This is a genomic window from Bacillus sp. BC05(2025), assembly GCF_056725905.1.
This window is the reverse complement of the sequence record NZ_JBWYRA010000004.1, coordinates 606543-626780: the sequence shown is the minus strand read 5'-3', so window position 1 is coordinate 626780 and position 20238 is coordinate 606543. Positions and strand designations below refer to the sequence as shown.

21 protein-coding genes and 3 pseudogenes are annotated in these 20238 nt (G+C 32.3%); 7 read left to right on the top strand and 17 right to left on the bottom strand.

Annotation, left to right across the window (positions count from 1 at the left end; genetic code table 11):
* The first annotated feature begins 305 nt into the window (after positions 1 to 305).
* Positions 306 to 1088, top strand: a complete 783-nt coding sequence (locus ACZ76X_RS17350; protein ID WP_479851145.1) for an arginase family protein — start codon at positions 306 to 308, stop codon at positions 1086 to 1088.
* Positions 1089 to 1122: 34 nt separating this feature from the next.
* On the opposite strand, the gene ACZ76X_RS17345 is transcribed toward ACZ76X_RS17350, so the two are convergent.
* Positions 1123 to 1782 (bottom strand): nucleoside/nucleotide kinase family protein, encoded by a 660-nt coding sequence (locus ACZ76X_RS17345; protein ID WP_479851144.1) that lies wholly within the window; start codon positions 1780 to 1782, stop codon positions 1123 to 1125.
* 4 nt (positions 1783 to 1786) lie between these two features.
* Positions 1787 to 2677, bottom strand: coding sequence for a CPBP family intramembrane glutamic endopeptidase (locus ACZ76X_RS17340; RefSeq protein WP_479851143.1), 891 nt, complete (start codon positions 2675 to 2677; stop codon positions 1787 to 1789).
* A gap of 369 nt (positions 2678 to 3046) precedes the next feature.
* Here ACZ76X_RS17340 and cspD point away from each other — a divergent pair, with 369 nt between their 5' ends.
* Together cspD and ACZ76X_RS17330 are read left to right on the top strand one after the other, a co-directional pair.
* Positions 3047 to 3250, top strand: a complete 204-nt coding sequence (gene cspD, locus ACZ76X_RS17335) for a cold-shock protein CspD (RefSeq protein ID WP_000176368.1) — start codon at positions 3047 to 3049, stop codon at positions 3248 to 3250.
* 86 nt (positions 3251 to 3336) lie between these two features.
* Positions 3337 to 3522 carry a cold-shock protein gene (locus ACZ76X_RS17330; protein WP_000286198.1) on the top strand — a complete coding sequence of 62 codons (186 nt, stop codon included), beginning with the start codon at positions 3337 to 3339 and terminating at the stop codon, positions 3520 to 3522.
* A gap of 38 nt (positions 3523 to 3560) precedes the next feature.
* On the opposite strand, the gene ACZ76X_RS17325 is transcribed toward ACZ76X_RS17330, so the two are convergent.
* Positions 3561 to 4112, bottom strand: coding sequence for a GNAT family N-acetyltransferase (locus ACZ76X_RS17325; RefSeq protein WP_479851142.1), 552 nt, complete (start codon positions 4110 to 4112; stop codon positions 3561 to 3563).
* A gap of 362 nt (positions 4113 to 4474) precedes the next feature.
* Here ACZ76X_RS17325 and ACZ76X_RS17320 point away from each other — a divergent pair, with 362 nt between their 5' ends.
* The gene (locus ACZ76X_RS17320) at positions 4475 to 5023 is read left to right on the top strand and encodes a hypothetical protein (RefSeq protein WP_479851141.1); all 549 of its coding nucleotides are present in this window, start codon (positions 4475 to 4477) and stop codon (positions 5021 to 5023) included.
* Between the two features lie 100 nt (positions 5024 to 5123).
* Here the strand turns inward: ACZ76X_RS17320 and ACZ76X_RS17315 are convergent, their stop codons facing one another.
* The 4 genes from ACZ76X_RS17315 to ACZ76X_RS17300 form a co-directional block, all read right to left on the bottom strand.
* On the bottom strand, positions 5124 to 6524 hold the full coding sequence (locus ACZ76X_RS17315) for a protoporphyrinogen oxidase (RefSeq protein WP_479851140.1): 1401 nt from the start codon (positions 6522 to 6524) through the stop codon (positions 5124 to 5126).
* Between the two features lie 60 nt (positions 6525 to 6584).
* The gene (locus tag ACZ76X_RS17310) at positions 6585 to 7313 is read right to left on the bottom strand and encodes an alpha/beta fold hydrolase (RefSeq protein WP_479851139.1); all 729 of its coding nucleotides are present in this window, start codon (positions 7311 to 7313) and stop codon (positions 6585 to 6587) included.
* 114 nt (positions 7314 to 7427) lie between these two features.
* Positions 7428 to 7577 (bottom strand): Spo0E family sporulation regulatory protein-aspartic acid phosphatase, encoded by a 150-nt coding sequence (locus ACZ76X_RS17305; protein WP_479851138.1) that lies wholly within the window; start codon positions 7575 to 7577, stop codon positions 7428 to 7430.
* Between the two features lie 359 nt (positions 7578 to 7936).
* Positions 7937 to 8497, bottom strand: coding sequence for a helix-turn-helix domain-containing protein (locus ACZ76X_RS17300; RefSeq protein ID WP_098670068.1), 561 nt, complete (start codon positions 8495 to 8497; stop codon positions 7937 to 7939).
* 170 nt (positions 8498 to 8667) lie between these two features.
* Between ACZ76X_RS17300 and ACZ76X_RS17295 the strand changes: the two genes are divergently transcribed.
* Positions 8668 to 9555, top strand: a complete 888-nt coding sequence (locus ACZ76X_RS17295; protein ID WP_479851137.1) for a DMT family transporter — start codon at positions 8668 to 8670, stop codon at positions 9553 to 9555.
* Between the two features lie 35 nt (positions 9556 to 9590).
* On the opposite strand, the gene ACZ76X_RS17290 is transcribed toward ACZ76X_RS17295, so the two are convergent.
* The 9 genes and pseudogenes from ACZ76X_RS17290 to ACZ76X_RS17250 form a co-directional block, all read right to left on the bottom strand.
* Positions 9591 to 10103 carry a GNAT family N-acetyltransferase gene (locus ACZ76X_RS17290; RefSeq protein WP_479851136.1) on the bottom strand — a complete coding sequence of 171 codons (513 nt, stop codon included), beginning with the start codon at positions 10101 to 10103 and terminating at the stop codon, positions 9591 to 9593.
* A 143-nt stretch (positions 10104 to 10246) separates the two neighbouring features.
* On the bottom strand, positions 10247 to 11173 hold the full coding sequence (locus tag ACZ76X_RS17285) for a GNAT family N-acetyltransferase (RefSeq protein ID WP_479851135.1): 927 nt from the start codon (positions 11171 to 11173) through the stop codon (positions 10247 to 10249).
* Positions 11174 to 11225: 52 nt separating this feature from the next.
* Positions 11226 to 11753, bottom strand: a pseudogene (locus tag ACZ76X_RS17280) (GNAT family N-acetyltransferase).
* 189 nt (positions 11754 to 11942) lie between these two features.
* On the bottom strand, positions 11943 to 13148 hold the full coding sequence (locus ACZ76X_RS17275; RefSeq protein ID WP_479851134.1) for a Ger(x)C family spore germination protein: 1206 nt from the start codon (positions 13146 to 13148) through the stop codon (positions 11943 to 11945).
* The gene (locus ACZ76X_RS17270; RefSeq protein WP_479851133.1) at positions 13132 to 14235 is read right to left on the bottom strand and encodes a GerAB/ArcD/ProY family transporter; all 1104 of its coding nucleotides are present in this window, start codon (positions 14233 to 14235) and stop codon (positions 13132 to 13134) included. Before ACZ76X_RS17270 ends, ACZ76X_RS17275 begins: the two co-directional genes overlap by 17 nt.
* The gene (locus tag ACZ76X_RS17265) at positions 14232 to 15812 is read right to left on the bottom strand and encodes a spore germination protein (RefSeq protein WP_479851176.1); all 1581 of its coding nucleotides are present in this window, start codon (positions 15810 to 15812) and stop codon (positions 14232 to 14234) included. Before ACZ76X_RS17265 ends, ACZ76X_RS17270 begins: the two co-directional genes overlap by 4 nt.
* A gap of 127 nt (positions 15813 to 15939) precedes the next feature.
* Entirely contained in the window at positions 15940 to 16065 is a 126-nt protein-coding gene (locus ACZ76X_RS17260) for a hypothetical protein (RefSeq protein WP_479851181.1), read from the bottom strand.
* A 219-nt stretch (positions 16066 to 16284) separates the two neighbouring features.
* Positions 16285 to 16534: pseudogene (locus ACZ76X_RS17255) on the bottom strand (MMPL family transporter); the annotation flags it as partial.
* Positions 16523 to 16666: pseudogene (locus ACZ76X_RS17250) on the bottom strand (GNAT family N-acetyltransferase); the annotation flags it as partial. The pseudogenes ACZ76X_RS17250 and ACZ76X_RS17255, both read right to left, overlap by 12 nt.
* A 326-nt stretch (positions 16667 to 16992) precedes the next feature.
* Between ACZ76X_RS17250 and ACZ76X_RS17245 the strand changes: the two are divergent.
* Complete coding sequence (locus ACZ76X_RS17245; protein WP_479851132.1) at positions 16993 to 17175, top strand: DUF4021 family protein; 183 nt, start codon at positions 16993 to 16995, stop codon at positions 17173 to 17175.
* A 47-nt stretch (positions 17176 to 17222) separates the two neighbouring features.
* Here the strand turns inward: ACZ76X_RS17245 and ACZ76X_RS17240 are convergent, their stop codons facing one another.
* Complete coding sequence (locus tag ACZ76X_RS17240) at positions 17223 to 19454, bottom strand: MMPL family transporter (protein ID WP_479851131.1); 2232 nt, start codon at positions 19452 to 19454, stop codon at positions 17223 to 17225.
* Positions 19455 to 19570: 116 nt separating this feature from the next.
* Between ACZ76X_RS17240 and ACZ76X_RS17235 the strand changes: the two genes are divergently transcribed.
* A complete protein-coding gene (locus tag ACZ76X_RS17235; protein ID WP_479851175.1) occupies positions 19571 to 20194 on the top strand; it encodes a TetR/AcrR family transcriptional regulator in 624 nt (207 codons plus the stop codon).
* Positions 20195 to 20238 lie beyond the last annotated feature (44 nt).

Genomic DNA, 20238 nt, shown 5'->3' with positions numbered 1-20238 from the left:
TCCCCTTTCACAAATAATAACTTAAAAAATTAATTATTCGTTGAATTAACTGAGCCTTTGCAGGTAAGTTAATCTTTACCTACTTTTTTCTCAATTCCATTTCAAGTCTCATTTTCATTTATTACATAGTCTCTATTTCCTCAACCACATATATATTTCCTCATATTATATTTCTTTTCTTTATAAATTGAAAGATTATTCTGTAAAAATTCCCCATCTTTTTCAAATGCACATCCACCTCTAAGCATTTCGTTTTAAATTCATAAAAATATATGCTAGCCTACATATAAAGGAGATGAATAAATATGAGTTTATTGTATAGCGGTTTAACTTTTTTAAACTTTGATGATACATACTTATTACAAAATAAACTTCATTCTTATTCACATGAAGATATTGATTTTAGTTATTTAGAGCACTCAAATCTATATTGCGAAAACACTTCTTTAATGCATATCAAAAGGGCACTAAATCGTAGAAAGAATAAAGGGATTACTTTTATAGGTTCTGGAAATTATCATTATGTATCTTATTTATTATTAGAAGAAATAGACAAACCTTTTACCCTTATACTATTTGATCATCATACTGATATGAACTTAAAGGAAGCGAATGAACAGACTCTTATTTCCTGTGGATCTTGGGTTTCATTTTCTCTTCGAAATAATGATAATTTAAAGAAAGTAATCATTATTGGACCTTCTTCTCTAACAATTCATTCTAATGATTGTTCATACGTAGAAGTTTTTCCGATAGATATAACACATGAAGTGTCCATACATACAATACTTTCACATATTCATACAGAAACAATATATGTAAGCCTTGATAAGGATGTTTTAGATCCAAAAGTTACTATTACCAATTGGGATCAAGGGAACATGCAATTATCTACACTTTTACAATTTATTCATTCTCTTATTATGAATAAATCTATCTATGGTATTGATATTTGCGGTGAACTCCCAGCTTATCCCTCTCAACTCTTCTTACCCAAATATAAAAATGCTATTCATAAAAATGAACAAGCAAACTTACAAATTTTAAAAACAATTTATGAAACGCACTCACATATTCAACATGCATAAAAAGAACGAGTCCCCTATAGGGGACTCGTTCTTTTTATGCATGATTTTCTTTTAACCACTTCGTAATAGCATCTAACCTCGAAACATCAAAACGTCTCTCTTCACACACTTTTATACTGTTTAAACTTTTCACAATTTCTAATTCATTCGACTTTATACTTTTTGCCTCAATTAATTTACAGTACCCGTCTGTAACGGTATTTAAATTTTCATAATAACGTTGAAACGATTTTGATATATGTAAATGTTTTTCAAAGTTTCTTCTTCTTTTAGTCTCGTCAGATTCTTTCCGTTTTCTCAGTTCTTCATCATTTGTATATAAATAAAAATATTGATCAGGAAAACCAATTTCCTTATTGATCAGCCTTTCTTTATAAAAGTTTTCTATTAAAGATAATGGCTGATCAAATATATCAAAATGGAAACACCAATTATAACTAAGAGGCTGATAAATATCGCCATCAAGTATTACTAATTCATATTGCTCTGACTTCTGCACTGCTATTTTCCAACGCTCTACTTGTTTTTCAAAATACCATGTTCTATGTTCGTTTTTTGGTCTTTCAAATAATACATTCACTTCAGGTATAATGTAAGCACCATAATTTTTTTCTAACTCACGACACGTAGTGCTCTTACCAACGGCACTTGCTCCCTCAAACGCTATAATCCCCATAATTTCTCCCACCTTCATTAAGTTAATCTCTTTGCTTCACTTTTCTCCCCCATAACTGTCTCCATAAAACAATTGAAGCGATCGAAAGCAATATTGTCGTTATGATACTCCCCTCAATCCCGAACGAACCTCCATGAAGGAATTCCGATCCGTTTGTTACAGGTTTAAAAAGTGGTGTAGAATACATTGCCATTCCACTTACTGCAAAACCATAAATATTGAATTGTGCCCAATTCCACAACGAATGCCATGCGCATATCCCCCAGAGACTACTGTCCTTCAAAACGTAAAAAGCTGTAAATACACCAACTAATATTATATTCGATATTGAAAGAATTGTAATACCTGGATTTAGTAAATGAAGAAAACCAAATAAAAAAGAAGTAACAACAATCCCGATCCATATACGGCTCCTAACAGAAAGGACTGGAAATAACCAGCCTCGAACAACGATTTCTTCTGTTGCGCCTTGTATTAAAAAAGCAACTAAAGATCCTGCAATTCCAAGTATAGCAGTCGGTGTAATCCTTTGCATTTCTAGTTGTACATTTCCTGTTATTAAAAGTAGTAAGACTGGTATTGAAATGAAAAGAAAACCTAATAATGCACCTCTCAAATATTTTCTAATCCACTCGTTTCTCCAAAAGCCAATGGATGAAATTGATCTTTTCTCTACCAATCTAATCCATAAAAAAACAAAAAATATAGCCCCACCAAACGTCAATATCATCTCAATATCACTATAAATTGCCTTCATTAAAAGTGTTTTTGCTTTCGGCAAAAACAGCATAAATAACATAAACAATTCACCTAAAGTTAAAAATACAATTGCAAGTATAACAGCGAATACGGGATGAACTTTTCTTCTTCCTTCTTTAGCTGCTTCAATTATTTTAAATTGAGTAAATTGCAATATTCTCGCCTCCATAACAAATATATCAATACTATATATCGTTTCTATAATACAAAGTTCCAAAAAATGTTCTCTGTTTAGCATAAAACCAAATTAGGCATAATATATAAATAAAAGAGATGACTTTGTGCGTTTTACTATTATCACCAAGATTATTCACTGGTATTACCAGCACTTGCTATTTCCCACCATTTGTTGTAAGATAGTAATTAAGGTCAATTTAACAATATATTTTCTTTGCATATTATCAAGTATCAATCAGGAACATTTTATACTCCTTATGGGTTTTTGATAATATGTGAACTTTTATTTTTCATTCAAATAAGGCCGATCATATTGTAATCTTTTTAAATTTTAGGAGGCATTACCATGACATTAACAGGTAAAGTAAAATGGTTTAACAGCGAAAAAGGTTTCGGTTTCATCGAAGTTGAAGGCGGTAACGACGTATTCGTTCACTTCTCAGCTATCACTGGCGACGGCTTCAAATCTCTTGACGAAGGTCAAGAAGTTAGCTTCGAAGTTGAAGACGGTAACCGTGGACCTCAAGCAAAAAACGTTGTAAAGCTATAATTCAAACAATAAAAAGGTTGTTACCAGCACGGTTAACAACCTTTTTAATATATAACTAAAATTTTTTACATAAAAGGAGTGGTTACATGTATCGCAATCGAAAGAACGATGTAGCAGAAGTACCACCAGAACAAACCCCTGTTTGGGAATGTGAAGCAGAGGATTGTTTAGGATGGATGAGAAAGAACTTTTCATTTGAAGAAGAGCCTAAATGCCCTTTATGTAAAAGTAGCATGAAAAGCGGAGAACGTTTATTACCTAAGTTAGGTTAACTTTTACTTAACCCCTCTTTTAAAAGAGGGGTTTTTTGTTATACATTTATATCCTCTACATCTGTTCGAACTATAGAATACAGCAGTGCATCATGTTGCTTATTTCCTTGATGAATATATCCACGTAATAACCCTTCCTTATGAAAGCCTATTTTAGATAACATTTTGCAAGAAGTAACATTTTCAGGGTATGTAATAGCTCCAATTCTAAATAAGCCTAAATCTTGAAATCCATAACGAATAATTTCCCCGGCCGCTTCTGAAGCATAACCATTCCCCCAATAATGAGGATGTAAATCATATCCAATTTCAGATCGTTTACTCCATAGTTGTAAATTATTTAACCCAATTGTACCTACTAAAGTATTTGTTTCTTTTAATACAATCCCCCATCGTATCGCCTTTTTCTCGAAATAATTTTTTGAAAAAGATTCAATCATACGTGAAGCTTGTCCAAACTCCGTAAAAGAATTCATACCGTAATAACATGTTACCTCATCCAACGAAAAGATTTCATATATTTTTTGACAATAAGATTGTTCTATTTCAACTAAACGCAAACGTTCAGTTTCTAATATAGGAAATGCCATAGAATCATTCCTTTCTTTCTACTCATTCATTATAGCAGAAAAAATATTTTAAATTAGGAAAGTCCTTAATGTCCCATTAATCAAATATTTCAAGAGAAGCTTATTCTCTTAATTCAATACGAACTAAGAGTAACCCTTCTTACTTTTATATGACTAGAGAATAAAGAGATAATCAAAATACTATGATCATCTCTTTATTCTCTAGTTTTAAAATTAATTGTATTATTTCCATCACTCCGCTCCTAATAATATGTCTTATAAATTCGATTCCTTGCTCACTTTTCCCTTCTAAAACAACACCCTAACCCATACATTTATGGTAAAATATAGTTATAACTTTATTGCGGAGGTGTAAATTTCCTATGTATATATTCATCGGCTTATCCCTCTTGCTCATATTACTCATATTTTTATTTGCAAAAAAATTCGTCCCCAACTCATTCATGATGACTAGTTTTAAAGGTAATAGCTTTAAAACATTTTCAATCAGCATTTTAATCGTCGCCACTCTTTCACTTTCCTACGGAATCTATCACGCAGCAACATATCACCCTAAACATTTAGATATCAAAGTTCAAAATCAAAACTTTACTGTTTTCGGTAATATTGGAGAACTTGGATATTTCTCAGAAGAGTTACTAAAAAAAGATACAGCAGTTGAACTACATTTTGTCTCTTGGCAACAAATGCAATTAAATAATCCAGAAATAATAGTAAACTATCCTTCAGGTAAACAAGAATCATGGAAACCGAACATAGTATTGCTTCCTGCTAATATATTAAAAGAGAAACACGGTATAAAAGAACTTTATCAACTCTCACCCTATTCATTTAAAGAGTCCGGAAATATAACATTAACGATTACTGAGAATAATACAACTAATAAAAAAATCTCCATTCAAGTGAAATAAAGTGAAACTTTAATCAGTGAGGGTCTTACTGCCCATTAAAGTGGGATAAATAAAATGTCCCTTCAGTATATTGGAGGGACATTTTATTTATATATGTATTCTATTTTGACGGTTCCTTTAATGTTGCAATTATTTCATTTGCAGTGTTCTTTCCATTTCCAATACATGCACCAATTCCGACACCGTAATATGAAGCGCCAGCTAAGTATACATTCGAATAAAGATCCGTCATTTTTTCTTGTAATGTTTGAACCGCTTGGTTATGTTCTAAATGATATTTCGGCATTAAATCTTTCCAATTTGTAACTTCAACTACTTCTGGTTCACCTTTAATTCCAAGACTCTTTTCAATATCATATAAAGCGACTCGTACCAATTCTTCTTCACTATAATTTTTAATCGTTTCATATACTGGATTGGTACTCTTATAAAACATTCGTACTAATAACTTTTGTTTTTTAGATGTATGTTTCCACTTCCGGCTTGTCCATGTACAAGCATCACAATGCAAATCACTATTTTCCGTTACGATAAATCCTGTGCCGTCCGCTGGTAATTGTTCATCTAGTATGTCAAATCCTAAGTAAATGCTTATAAGAGATGAGTTTTTAAATGTATGAAACTGCTCATTTAACTCATTACACTGTAATAAAGATTCTGCGATATCATGCGGAGCTGCCAAGACAACATAATCAGCTTGGATTGATTCATGATTTGCAAAGGAAATTTCATAGTGATCACCTTGTTTTCTTACAGCTGTCGTTACAGTACCTTTTTTAACAACTGTCTCAGTCAGCACTTCTTCTAAACGATCGATAATCGTAGATAGTCCACCTTTAAATGATACGAATTTTTTGTTTCCTGCTGATTGAAACTGTTTTTTATTCTCTTCAAAACCTTTAATAATACTTCCATATTTATTTTTATAATCCAGTAAATACGGTAATGTTGATGCCATAGTAAGTTCATTCAATTTACCAGAATATACACCTGAAAGCACCGGAGCAATTTGTCTTTCCACTAATTCTTTCCCTAAAAAGCTTTCTAAAAATACAGCAAGTGGAGTATCTTTTGTAAACTCTTTATTTTTCGTTATGAAATCTTTTAAAGCAACAATCTTCCCTTTTGTTGATACTAACGTACTGCTAAACAATGATCGGGCACTCATCGGTATCCCAAATATAGTATCAGAAGGGATTGGATGTAAAATATTATCAGAATATATGTAAGAAATACCTGTTTCATTATACACCATTTCTTCTTCTAAATTTAAATCTTTTACAAGTGGCATAACATGTTCATTACGAGCAACAATAGAATCCGCTCCTGATTCCATAATAAAATCCTTTTCTTCCACACTATGGATTTTACCACCTAAGTACTCTTCTTTTTCTACAAGGATTAAATTTAAATCGATATTATTATCCTTTTTCAATTTTTCTAAATAAAACATAGTAGAAAGTCCCGTTATACCTCCACCGATAACCACAACTGTTTTCATATGTGCTGCGCTCCTAACCGATACAATTAATAATTCCTTTCTTATTATACCCAAAAGTCCTTATATTCGACTAGCAGCTTGCGTATTCTGTAAGAAATTAGACAATATATTCGAATAGATTTCCGGTTGATCATTATGTACTAAATGACCAGCAAACGGAATAACAGCAATATGAATATTGTCGTTTAATTGTTTGAACGTTGTAGCAGCTACAACTTCATCTTCTGAATCTCCCCCAGCAATACAAAGTGTAGGTACTTGAAGATTAGCTACATCACCAGTTTCGTCGAATGGGTACCAATCTTTAACTTGCCACGATTCAAGCAATGCTTTCCAATCACTTTTTTCATGAATTTGATTCATATAAGTTACAACCTCTTCATTTTCCATCAATTGCTGATGACACTTCGCTTCATACTCCTGAGACTCCTCCCAATTTTCTCTCATAACCGGAAAGATACCTGAAAAAGTTAATGTTTTCACTCTATCTGGATAGTTTTTTGCAAATAATAAAGCGACTAATCCACCTAAGGAAACACCAGCTATATGACATTTATCAATTCGTAAATGCATTAACGTATCATGTAAATCCTTTACGGAACTTAGGAAATAATTCTCCAATGTCCCACCTGACTTTCCATGCCCTCTTAAATCAGGACGAATGACTTGATAATTTTTTTCTCGAAAAAAAGCTACCTGCTCTTCATATTCTACTAAACCTGTCATACCACCAGAATGTAACAGTACGATTGGTTCTCCTTCGCCTGAAATGTACGTATGTAATATCATATATCCCCCTACTCTAAAACAGAATATTCTATCTATTATTAGTATATAGAATATACATTCGAATTTCCAAATAAAAAAGAACTATAACATTTTCAAATCATGTCATAGTTCTTCTTATTTTAAAAACATAAAGTAATTAATTAATTTGTCTATTTCTTGACTTAATGCCAATACTTTTTCATCTTGAATTCCGTAATCCGATACTAAATATAAAAGTTCTTCTTTCTTTATTTCAATGACTTTTTCCAATTTCACTAATTCCATGTCGTTTTACTTCTCTCTCCAATACTAAAATGTATGTATTTTAGTATAGCCTATTTACAGAATTAGTAAAAGTAAAATACGTATGTAAAATCTTACAAATATAAAAATAATATACTATCAACAAAAAATTTAAATTTAACCCCTTTTTACAATTCATTAGACATCATTACGTATGAATAACAAATCGGAATTTCTCTAATGTTATATTTTGGAGCACTCTTAATATGATCAAAATAACTAAATGAAAATTTAAAGACATGTCCGAAATGTGCATGCCAAATATCATTTGTCTGTTTTTTACATTGAGCAATAATCGAAAGATCTCCTTTCTATCCTCCGTAATAAAAATCACTTTATACTCATCCTAAAGATGGTGTCAATACAAATAAAATATGATTAGATTCATCACTTTTATTCAAAAAACGATGTTTTACATTTGGCGGAATACGTACAACATCACCTTCTTCTAAAAAATATTCTTTTCCTTCTAACTCCACATACACTTCCCCTTTCATAACAACAGCAATCTCTTCCTTATCTTCATGTGAATAGTGACTTTCCGTTGTTTTTGCTTGTTTATTTAAATCCATCATTAACATTTCAATACGCGCCTTCATAAAATCCGGTGTTAAGACATCATATACAATGTGATCATTATTTTCCCGATATACTTTTTTTCGATCTTTTTTCTTAGATATGAGAGAATCTGTATCAATCTCATTAATAAAAAGTGTAAATAGTGGAACATTTAATGCTTTCGCAATTAATTCCAATACACTTAAAGAAGGATTCGCATTTCCTCGTTCAATTTGACTAATTAATGAAGTACTAATCCCTGCATAATTAGCAAATTCTCGAATTGTCATATTATTTTTCTTACGATAACTTAATACAGTTTGTCCAATTCTATCATGTATCATAGTAAAACTTCCTTTCGTCCATCATATTGCATCTTTCATTGCCTTTGTGCTGACATAGTAAACAAAGGCAAATAATTCTTTCCTATCGCCTCAAGGACTTATATACTTACTTTTGTACATTATATCGCATTAAGTTCATTATAATAAATATTGTATCGGAGGAACAAACTGTGAAATCACCTATTCATTCATATTTCATCTTATTTTTCGGCGTATTCGCCTTATCAACTTCAGCGATTTTTGTAAAATTAGCCGATGCTCCTGCGGCTATCATTGCTTTTTATCGCTTATTCTTTGCTGCACTAATTCTGTTACCCTTATTACTTTTTAATAAAAATAATCGAAGCGAGCTAAAAACAGTAACAAGGAGACAATGGGGATTCGGATTCATATCTGGCTTATTTTTGGCAGCACATTATGTACTTTGGTTTGAATCCTTACAATATACTTCTGTAGCAAGTTCTACAGTTATCGTAACGTTACAACCTTTATTTTCAATGGTTGGCGGTTATTTTCTATTTAAAGAGAGATTTACGAAAGGCGCAGTTATTGGTTGCCTCATCGCTATTTCTGGAAGTAGCATCATTGGATGGCAAGACTTCCAAATTAGCGGAGAAGCTTTATACGGAGATATTTTAGCGTTTATTGCGGCCGGAATTATTACAGCTTACTTTTTCATTAGCCAACATGTTCGTAAAGATGTATCACTTATACCATATTCGGTAATTAGTTATGGAAGTAGCGCCTGTTTTCTTGGTATATTTGCTTACATGCAGCAAGAATCTTTCATCAATTACTCTACGCAAACTTGGTTGTGTTTTATTGGCTTAGCGTTTGTTGCAACGATATTAGGTCAAACCATATTCAATTGGTTATTAAAATGGATGAGTGCTACTGTTATCTCTATGAGCATTTTAGGAGAAACGATTGGAACTTGTATACTAGCGTACTTTATATTAAACGAAACGATTTCTTTACAACAAGGACTAGGCATTGCAATTATTTTTATTGGTTTAGCATTATTTTTAATGCAACCAAAACTGCCGAATCGCAACTAACAAAAAAGCATGACAGTATAATGTCATGCTTTTCACTATCCATTATGTACGATTAAACCATCAGGTCTAAAACGACTCATCATAATTTCATTAATAAACTTTCCGTGAGCCTTCAAATTCCCTATCTTTACTCCCTCTTCTACAAATCCAAATTTTTCATATAGAGATTTCGCTTTCGGATTCGTTTCTAAAACACCTAATTCTACTCTCTCTAACATTAACCAATTATCAGCCAAATCAAGCATTTTTGTAAGAAGAGCTTTTCCAATTCCTTTATTATGATATTCACTATCTACCCCTATAAACAAATCACCAGAATGAGATCTACGTCCTGGACTTTGGGTTAACCCAACAAATCCAACAACTTCACCATCGTACTCTTCAACAAATTCAAATTGATTTGGCGCTAAATTTCTAATTCTATTTTCCATCGCATCTACACGCATGCTAGGTAAGAAAACCATATAAGGTAAAACATCATCTTGTATGCATATACAATGAATTGCTCTAGCATCTTGTATTTCTACCGCTCTTACTTTGATCCCCATATCTTCTCTCCTCCATATCTATAACAATAACTCATTCTAGAACCCTGGGTGAAAGCCCTTCTCTTCATTATTTCTTTATGTTATTTTTACACAATTATTTCAGCGTAGCATCTGATTTACAAACACCTTATCACCATACAGGGTTAACTTTTTACTTTATTATATAACTCAAGTAAATTTTCAATTGGAATACCATTTATTTTCATACCGGATATATCACAATTTTCTATTTCAATATTTTTCAGATTACTATTACAAATCGTACTACCTTCTAAATCACATCTATTAAATGAAATAGGATCTTTATCTTTTCCGAGACTTGTATCTTTAAATTGAACTCCACCTAAAGTCACGAAATCAAATTTACTACCAGAAAGATTTAAATCTGCATATGAAGAATTTCTAAAATTTATATTTCTAAAATTTGATTGACTCACATTACAATTACTCATCTTCAGATTCATCATATTACTACCAACAAAGGAACCGTTTTTTAAATTCACTTGATAATACTCTGTATTTGCAAGACTACAGTTTTCGTATTGGCTATTTTTCATATCTTTATTTTTTATTAGGTTCTCTTCAGCTGACTCTACAGTTATTCTTTTTACATAACAAGACTCATCTTCAGATTTAAAAGTTATTTCATAGCCCATTTTTTTATAAAAATGATGATTATTAAGTTGTCTACTAGATGTTTCGAGATCCCAAATCCTTATGCTTGGATATTCCTCTTCTATTAATTTAATAACATGTGATCCAATTCCTTTTCCTTGATAAACAGGATCTACAAAAATACGATCAATTCGACCGTATGACTTACCGGAGATTGTAACTATAATTCCCCCGATTATTTTTTCATCCATTATCACTTTGTAACAATCCAGCTCTTCAATCGAATATTTCATCATTTCTACTGAAGAATAGCCAGGTGGTTGGATGTTATAGTCAATACCATCACCTTGACCGCATAGCCATCGTTTTGCTTCTTCATCAAATGTTTTTGTCATTATTTCTGTTAACTTTTCAGCATCTAAAATTGTAGCTTTTTCTATAGCTATTATTGTCATTTTTGTTTTCCCCTTCATTGTTACAAACCATTAACTTTTGTGAACGAAATAGTTATCCATTTACTTTCATTTTTAAATTTTTTCCCATTATTACATATGGAACATCATTTTTACTTGGATGAAATGGCTCTCATACATCAATCCAATCTAATCTTTCATATAAAGAACGTGCCTTTTTATTGTTTATTTGTGTTGTTAAAACACTCGTTCTATTTGAAATACCTTCTAATAATTTATTATGTAATGTTGTTCCAAGTCCTTCATTTCGATATTGCGGGTGAACTGCTAACTCTACAAATTCAAAACAATCTTCTAACCATTGCTCTACTTGTCCACAATTTAATGATTTTCTCATTAATTGATTATAGTACTGTCCATCTAATGAACGATAACCATAAGTAAAACCAACAACTTCATTTTCATCATTTAGGGCTATCACTCCTTTAAAATCTGTATACCCCATTTGTTTTGTAATTCGTTCTACCATTTCATCAAAATTTATTTTATCAAATACTTTACAATATAGTTTTGCCATATTCATAATTATGACTTGCTCTTTTCCTATAGGTAATATTCTCATTTTATGCCTCCTATTTTTAGTAATAATATTTCAAAGTTTTTATAAGTAATCTTAAAATAAAGAATATTAAAACTAATTGTATATCTTTATATTACTAAATACAATAAACCTACACAATAAAAAGCTCTAGAGCATATTCAAAGAAATTCACGCTTTAGAGCTTTTTTTGTATTTCATTTTCTTCATTCGTTAAGCGCTTTTCGTACCATAGTCTTCAATCGTCAGCTTAACATTATATTTGATTGGTATCTTACTAAACACCTTATCCCAATTCTTTTCAACTTTCTTCCATACTTCTGGATACTCGATTTTCAAACTAGTGCTGAAACCAGCAACGTCAGTTTTATATTCCTTTTGAATCTTTTGTAATGTATGATGTACCAATCGCTTCACTTCTTGTTCCGTTGTTTTCTCTGCTCTTTTGAGAAATGCATTTTTAAATGCCGCATCAGACGCCCAACTTTCAGATATTCGCCCTACAGACTGAACATTTACATCAAAAGAAATGTTATCTCCTTTTACATGGGATTTAATTTTACCTTTTATAGATTTTATTTCATACATAACAGGTTTTTTCGTCTTTTTATCATAACTTTTCACTAAACCACCTTTTCCATTTGCAGTTATCCACGTTAAACCTTCTAATTCACTTTCATTCAAAAAGCCACGGAGTTTTTTTGTACTTCCTTTAATTACGGCAGCACCAACGTACTTCACTTCACCATTTATAGAAATTACATTCGGCAAAAGAAAACTCCCGCCAGATTTCACCTTCCCTGGTAGTTTAGCAAGCGACACAGGTGCTAATAATCGTGAGGTTCGATACCGATTACCCTCAATTTCCAGCAAGCGGAATGCTGGAATTTCTCCTGGTTCTTTTGATTTTAACGCATCTCTAGCAAGCCCTTTACTAACTATAACAAGACAACTAGGTCGCATCTCATTATCACGAATAAAGAAATCCATCAACTGTGTTATGTTATATGTTCGAATAATTTTTTCACTTACTACTATTACTTTCGTATGATCAAAAATTATAGGCCTTTGTCTTCTTAATGCTACTTCACGAATAGATTGATGAAGTGAATCACCTGTTTCTGAAACATTCATATAAGCTTTTTGTTGCGCTACTCCACCTTTTCCTCCATTTGATGATGATTGTGCTCTAACAAATTGATAGGTGGTTGTTATTGCGTGCTTCTTATTTTTATAACTCCCCCCCTCTTCTTCGATTTCTTTCTCAATCTTTGTTTCTTGTTCTTTATCTATTGCTAAACCCATTGCAAAACCCAATTCCTCAATTTCACGACCGCTCCAGCACCCTGTTAGTAATAAAGGAAAAACAATTAGCGTTAATCTTATAATTATTTTTCTAATTTTAAGATTTTGAGTCATAACTTTGCTTCCTCCACTTCGAAATCATAAGAAGAAGAAAAGGAATAATACCAAATAATATTATTGCTCCGTTACTAATCATATTTCCAAGTTCAAATAACTCATTAATATTTTTTGGAAGTCCTGCAATGATATATATTATTGGAAGTAATCCATACAAAAAGGAATGAACATTCTTATTAAATATCTGTGCTAGTCCTAATGCAGCTGCATAATAACAAATTGTATACGTTGCAAAAATTTGCATAGTCCATATCACTAGTAACAAAGATTCAAATCGTTCAAAAACTAAACCTTGAATCTCAAAACTTCTCATAAGATCAATTGTAGGCCATGTTCTCACTAATACCCCATCGATAGAAAATGCACCTATAACCATCACCACTGTAATGACATAAAAAAATATTGGAATTGTAGTACCAATAATAATAACCTTTACAGCTTGAGAGGGCTTCTTCATAAATGCTAAAAGGAATAACATGATTTCTGCACCCGTATATGCCGTTATTGTTGTTTTTAGACCCTTTAACGCAGGAAGAATCCCGAATCCCAATACAGGACGGAGGTTATTAAATTCGAATATTCCGACACTCATAAACGATGTCACTAAAAAAATAAGAACTGTAATGGGAAAAATAATTTCAAATATACGTCCTATCGCATTTATTCCTCCTAAGTTTAAATAGAGACTTATCCACATAAATGGCATAATTATGGCCCAATCAGGCGTACCTTCTAATAGAAAGAAACTAGTTATACCTGTTAACGTTCTCAGTTGAAATGAAGCAGATGAAAAAAAATAACAGATAATCGACAAGCTAATTAATACTCCAAGACATTTCCCTACAATTTCCTGGCTATATTGATAAAATGTTTGTTCAGGAAATTGTTGGCTTAATTTCACGATAATTATTCCTGCAACAATCGCAATTATCCCTCCTAAAATAACAGTTATCCAAACATCAGGTGTTTGGATTTTCTCAGCTGCTGTTCTAGGTAAAGTGAGAATGCCGATAGCAAGTATAGTATTAATCAGGATAACAATTGCTTGTGACGTTGGAATTTTATCTTTTGAATTAATTATCATTTCTTTTCTTTTCCTTTCCTTACATAGTCTTTTAAATTCAACATTTTTGGACGCCGTTTCATCATCTGAATTGGCATTCGAAACATAAAATCCTTCCAATCAGAAAATTGATATAAAACAGCTGGACTAGCATAAGGTACACCAAAACTTTTAAGCCTTGCAATATGACTACATATAAAGATGAAAAATAGCACAACTCCATATAAACCAAATATCGCTGCGAAAAACATTGCGACAAAGCGAAGAATACGTAATGGGATTGCCGTACTATAATGTGAAAGAGCAAAAGAAGAAATAGCTGTGGCCGCGACAATGATTACCATAATTGGACTCACAATTCCTGCTTCCACAGAAGCTTGCCCAATAATCAATCCTCCTACTATCCCCATTGCTGAACCAATCGGTTTAGGTAATCGCAGTCCTGCTTCTCTTAAAATTTCGATAGCAATTTCCATAAATAACCCTTCTATAATTGCAGGAAACGGGACGCCTTCTCGTCCTCCTATAATTGAAATTGCCAATTTAGTCGGAATCAATCCAGGATGAAATGATATAAATGAAATGTATAGAGCTGGAGCAAATAATGCAATAAAAGCTGTTACAAAGCGTAATAATCGAATCAACGTACCGGGTATCCAGCGCTCATAATAATCTTCAGGTGATTGCATCATCATACTAAATGTAACCGGAACGATTAATGCAAAAGGTGTTCCATCTAATAAAATCGCAACCCTTCCCTCCATTAATGCCGCAACCACTTTATCAGGCCGTTCCGTACTCTGCACTTGTGGGAAGGGACTAAGATAATTATCTTCTATTAATTGTTCTACATAACCTGATTCCGGTACATTATCAATATTAATTTTCTGAATCCTCTTCTTAACTTCTTCTACTAATTCTAAATCAGCTATTTCTTTCATAAAGGCGACAACCAAATCTTTTTTTGCCCGTTCTCCTACTTGCAATTTTATTAAAGATAACCCTTCATTTTCGCCGTGTAAACGTAACAAGGCCGTATTATCAGACAAAACTTCTGTGAAACCTACCCGCGGTCCTCTAACTGATCCCTCTGATATTGGTTCTTCCACATTACGCGTTTTTCCCTTTTTTGTATTTAGTATTAATACATCTGATACTCCATCAATTAATAATGCCGTTGAACCCATTAACACTTTTGGCATCATTTTTTGTATAGATTGTACTTCATCGATTCCACTAACAGGAAGAACACGGTTTTTAATAAATTCTTTTGAAATGCTCCCTTTTACATTAAGTGATTCATCTTTATACTTATCATAAAAATTACACATCAGTGATTTCATAATATGCATATCAATAAGATCTAAATTAGACAGCCCTTCAATAAAGACAATAACAGCTCGAACGCTAGTCCCGCCGATGTTAAACTCTCGACAATTAACATCCGAGTTATAAATTATTTCTTTTTGTATAGCCTCCAAATCCGAATTAAAATTACCTGTAAAATAATGTTCAGAAACTTGAGTAGGATTATCCCCATTTGTTTTAGCCTGTCCTTGACTTTGATTAACCATTGAATCCTGTTCCTTCACCTTTATCACTCTTTCTTACAAAGCTTCAAGTACATTCGAACCTATTAACTTCCTTCCCTAGTACTCCCCTTCTACAAATGTCCATATTCTTCTTCGATTGAATCTAACATTAATTTCAAATTAGTTTGTTGGATTATTCTTTTTCTAATTGACGAATCCAACTAAAGAACTTTGAAACAACATATGGAATTATAAATACAATAAAAGCTTGTAAAAAAATTTTCCACTTTGGAAAATAAACGATAATTGTGTCCCACATTTTACTCATCCTATCACAACATATAATATAGAAAATTTCTCACTCAATGGAATTTCTTACAAATTATTATGTCTGATAAGAAAATTTCAATTCATTTAACAATTCGGCAGCCATAGTTTTCATCGTTTATACTGAAAATAACTATGATTAATCTATCTAACGTATAAAAAAGGTTGCTGATAAAATCAGTTTTACTGACTTTGTCGGCAACCTTCTTTTTTATAAAGTATCTCTATTTCTTAAATTACTTCTCTTCTTTCCAATGCCTTCCTTGCAAAAAAGCAAAGCGACCTAAAACAACTGTAATTGCTGGTACAAGTAATGATCTTACAATAAACATATCTAGTAGTACACAAATTGCAGTTACAATACCGAATTGAACAAGAACTTGAATTAGAAGTGTACCTAATACTGCAAAAGTTCCTGCTAAAATTAAACCTGCGGATATAACAACACTACCTGTTTGTAAACCAAAGACTTCATTTTCCTTATTCATTTCTACTATACCTTTAAAACCTGTATATTCTATATGTCTTTTTATTCGTTTGATCATTTCATTGAAACTTGTTTTCTCAAATGCTCTCCAATACAATTTTTCCATATTATGAATTAGGGTTTCATCTTTTCAATGCTCACGTAATTCCCTTTATTTCACCCCCTACTAAAATATTTGAACGCTTCACCAGTTGTGAAATATAGGGAATTAAAACTTTTATATCCATTTACCATTAAATTACAAACGAACTAATACTCCCTATAAATACTTATTTATATTTTAGAAAGCTAACTCACTGGTTTTTTATCATAACTATTTATTCCTTTTCGTTTAAGATTTTCATTTTACATCTATAAAATATCCATTCACATATTTCTAGAAATCCAACCACATACTATACATAAATCAAATGAAATTTGGAGGATGTCTACATGAATAATAAAAATATAAATAAAAAAGAAAATGTTACCGAAAACGCTACACCTATTCAAAATGATAATACTGCAAATCTTAGTATCGAAGAACAAGCAATGAACGGCTTATATGGAATGCCAGAAACTGCTATTGAAGATGCTGATCACGCTGAAACTGAAGATTTGACTTCAAAAAATTAATGTACTACATAGAAGAAAGCCAAGGAAAATATCCTTGGCTTTCTTAACTATGCATCCATCTTTTGTACTTCTTCACTCTTTCTTGAAAGCTTTCCTGGCCAAAAAGCAAAGCGTCCTAGAGCAACTGTAATTGCTGGTACAAGTAACGGTCTAACAATAAATGTATCTAGTAGTACACCAATTGCAGTTACAATACCAAATTGAACAAGAACTTGAATTGGAAGTGTACCTAATACCGCAAAAGTTCCTGCTAAAATTAAACCTGCCGATGTAATGACACTACCTGTTTGTATAACCCCATTTTTCACTGCATCCAAATGATTTTGTGTTTTTCTGTTTTTCCATATTTCTGAAACCATAAAGATATTATAATCTTCACCTAAAGCAACTAAAAATACGAATGCGTATAACGGTATCGCACCTTGAATGGCCGGTGCTCCCATACCATAATGAAGTAATAGCCACCCTGCTCCTAGTGCCGAGAAGAATGATAATACAACAGTTACAATTAAATAAATCATCGCAACAATTGATCGTAAGTAAACCATTAATAATAAAGCTATAATACTAATCATTACTGGAATAATAACTGCTTCATCACGTTCCGTAATTTGCTTAGTATCATATAATGAAGCTGTTTCTCCGCCAATCCATAGTTGATCTTCTGCATTACTAATCCCAGCATCTTTGAATACTCTTTCTACACTATTTTTCAATTTAGGTATTTGATCTAACGCTTCAATAGAGTATGGATTTTCAGCTAAGGAAACTTCATACATTTGTATTTGCTTATTTTCTTTACCCTCTTTTGGATCTTTAACTGTATTTACAAAAGAAAATTTCTCTAGTTCTGCTTTTATAGGAAGCTCTTTTCCTTTCGTATCAACAATAACTTTTACTGGCGCTAGTTCACCAGCTGAGAAATGATCACTAATTAACGTAAATCCTTCGCGTGAAGGCATATCTTTAGGAAACGATTCTAATAAGTCGTATGTGTATTGAATACGTGGTACAAATGATGCCAATCCACCTAATACAAATACAGTGAGCATAATTATTGTCCACGGTCTTCGTACTACAACATCCCCAAGTTTTTTACTAAAGGTGCCTTTTGATTTTTTAACTTTTCCTACTTTCTTTTTCCTTCTTGCTAATTCCTCATTCATCGAAGTTGTTCTTGGTATAAATGGGAAGAATGCAGTTCTACCGAAAATTAATAATAACGCTGGTAAAATCGTTAAAGCAGCAATTCCCATTATGAATACAGCTACACTAAATGGCACTGCAAATCGATGAAAGGCACCATAATGAGCAAGTAATAATGTTCCTAATCCAAGTACAACAGTTAATGCACTCATTATAATTGCTCCGCCAGAAGCTTTAATTGCAAGTTGCAATGCCTTATATTTACTTTCTTCTTCTAGCAAGTATTCTCGATATCTCGAAATTAAAAATAGACAATAATCCGTTCCAGCACCAAACAATAGTACAGTCATAATTGATATCGCCTGTGCATCTACTTTAATCCATCCGTGATCAGCTAAAAACCCAAGCGTCGGACTAATAATACCGTATGCAAAACCAACAACAAGTAAAGGTAAAATTGCTAAAATTGGTGAACGGTACAGTAAAATTAATAGGACTAATACGAGTAGTACAGTTGCAATTAATAATTTCACATCTGCTTGACTAAACAAACTAACTGCATCTGTTTGAATGCCTACTGGTCCAGATAATCGAACATGTAACCCAGAATCACTTATTTTTTGTTTAAATGGATCTACATCCACCTTACTATTCACTATCTTTCTTAAATCATCAAGATTTCCTTTTAATATATCTGTTCCAGCAGCCTTGTTAAAGAATACTGGTGTAACAAATGATGTACCATCTTTTGATGCACTTTTTGATAATACTTGTTCCGGGATTGTATCAAATGGCGGTAATGTTGATTGCTCCTTTAAAGGACTAGCTTTTAACTCTTTATAAACGTCTTGTATGAGTTTATAATCCTGCGACTGTAATCCACCATCTCTATACCATACTACTAATAAAGGATTCCCTGCATTATTCGGAAACTCTTTTTTCATAAGTGCTTCCGCTTGCTGCGACATAGCTGTTTCAGGTAAATTTTTCGGATTCGGTTCTTTCGTACTGTTTACTTGCGGTAACGTAAATGAAAGTACTAATGTAATAAGAATCCATACCGATAAAGTTATCCATTGTGTATGCTTCCCTGCTACAAGCCTCCCTAACATATGTAACGGGTGCTTTTTCATAAAAACCCACCTTCCTTTTCTCCTCCACCATTAATTATATATACTGGTCGGTTAATTAATCAAGAATGAATAAAAATTTGTGTTATAATTATCTCAACAATACATGTCAGGAGCGAATAGATTTGGAACAAAAACAACGTCCTCTTGGAAGGCCTCGTCAAAATAAAAATACAAAATCTACAAAAGAAACCATTTTGGAAGTGGCAACTCGGCTATTTCTGACTCAAAATTATCAAGTCGTTTCCATGGATGAAGTCGCAAAAGTTTGTGGGGTTACGAAAGCAACCGTCTACTATTACTATTCAACAAAAGCAGATTTATTTACCGCTACTATGATTCAAATGATGGTACGTATACGCGAGAATATGTCTCAAATCCTTTCTACAAATAAGACTTTAAAAGAAAGATTATTGGACTTTGCTAAAGTCTACTTACACGCAACGATGGATATTGATATGAAGAATTTTATGAAAGATGCAAAGCTATCGTTATCTGAAGAACAATTAAGACAATTAAAAAATGCTGAAGACAACATGTATGAAGTATTAGAAAAAGCACTCGATAACGCGATGCAAATTGGAGAAATCCCAAAAGGAAACGCTAAGTTTGTGGCTCATGCATTCGTATCTTTATTATCAATTGGGAATTTTAAAGATGAGAATCACAATCCTATTCTTACAAATATAGATGAATTAGCACAAGAAATCGTTTCTTTTTATTGGAACGGGTTAGGACGTTAATATGAATAGATTTCATTTAATAAAAGAGCATGTTTGAAAAATTC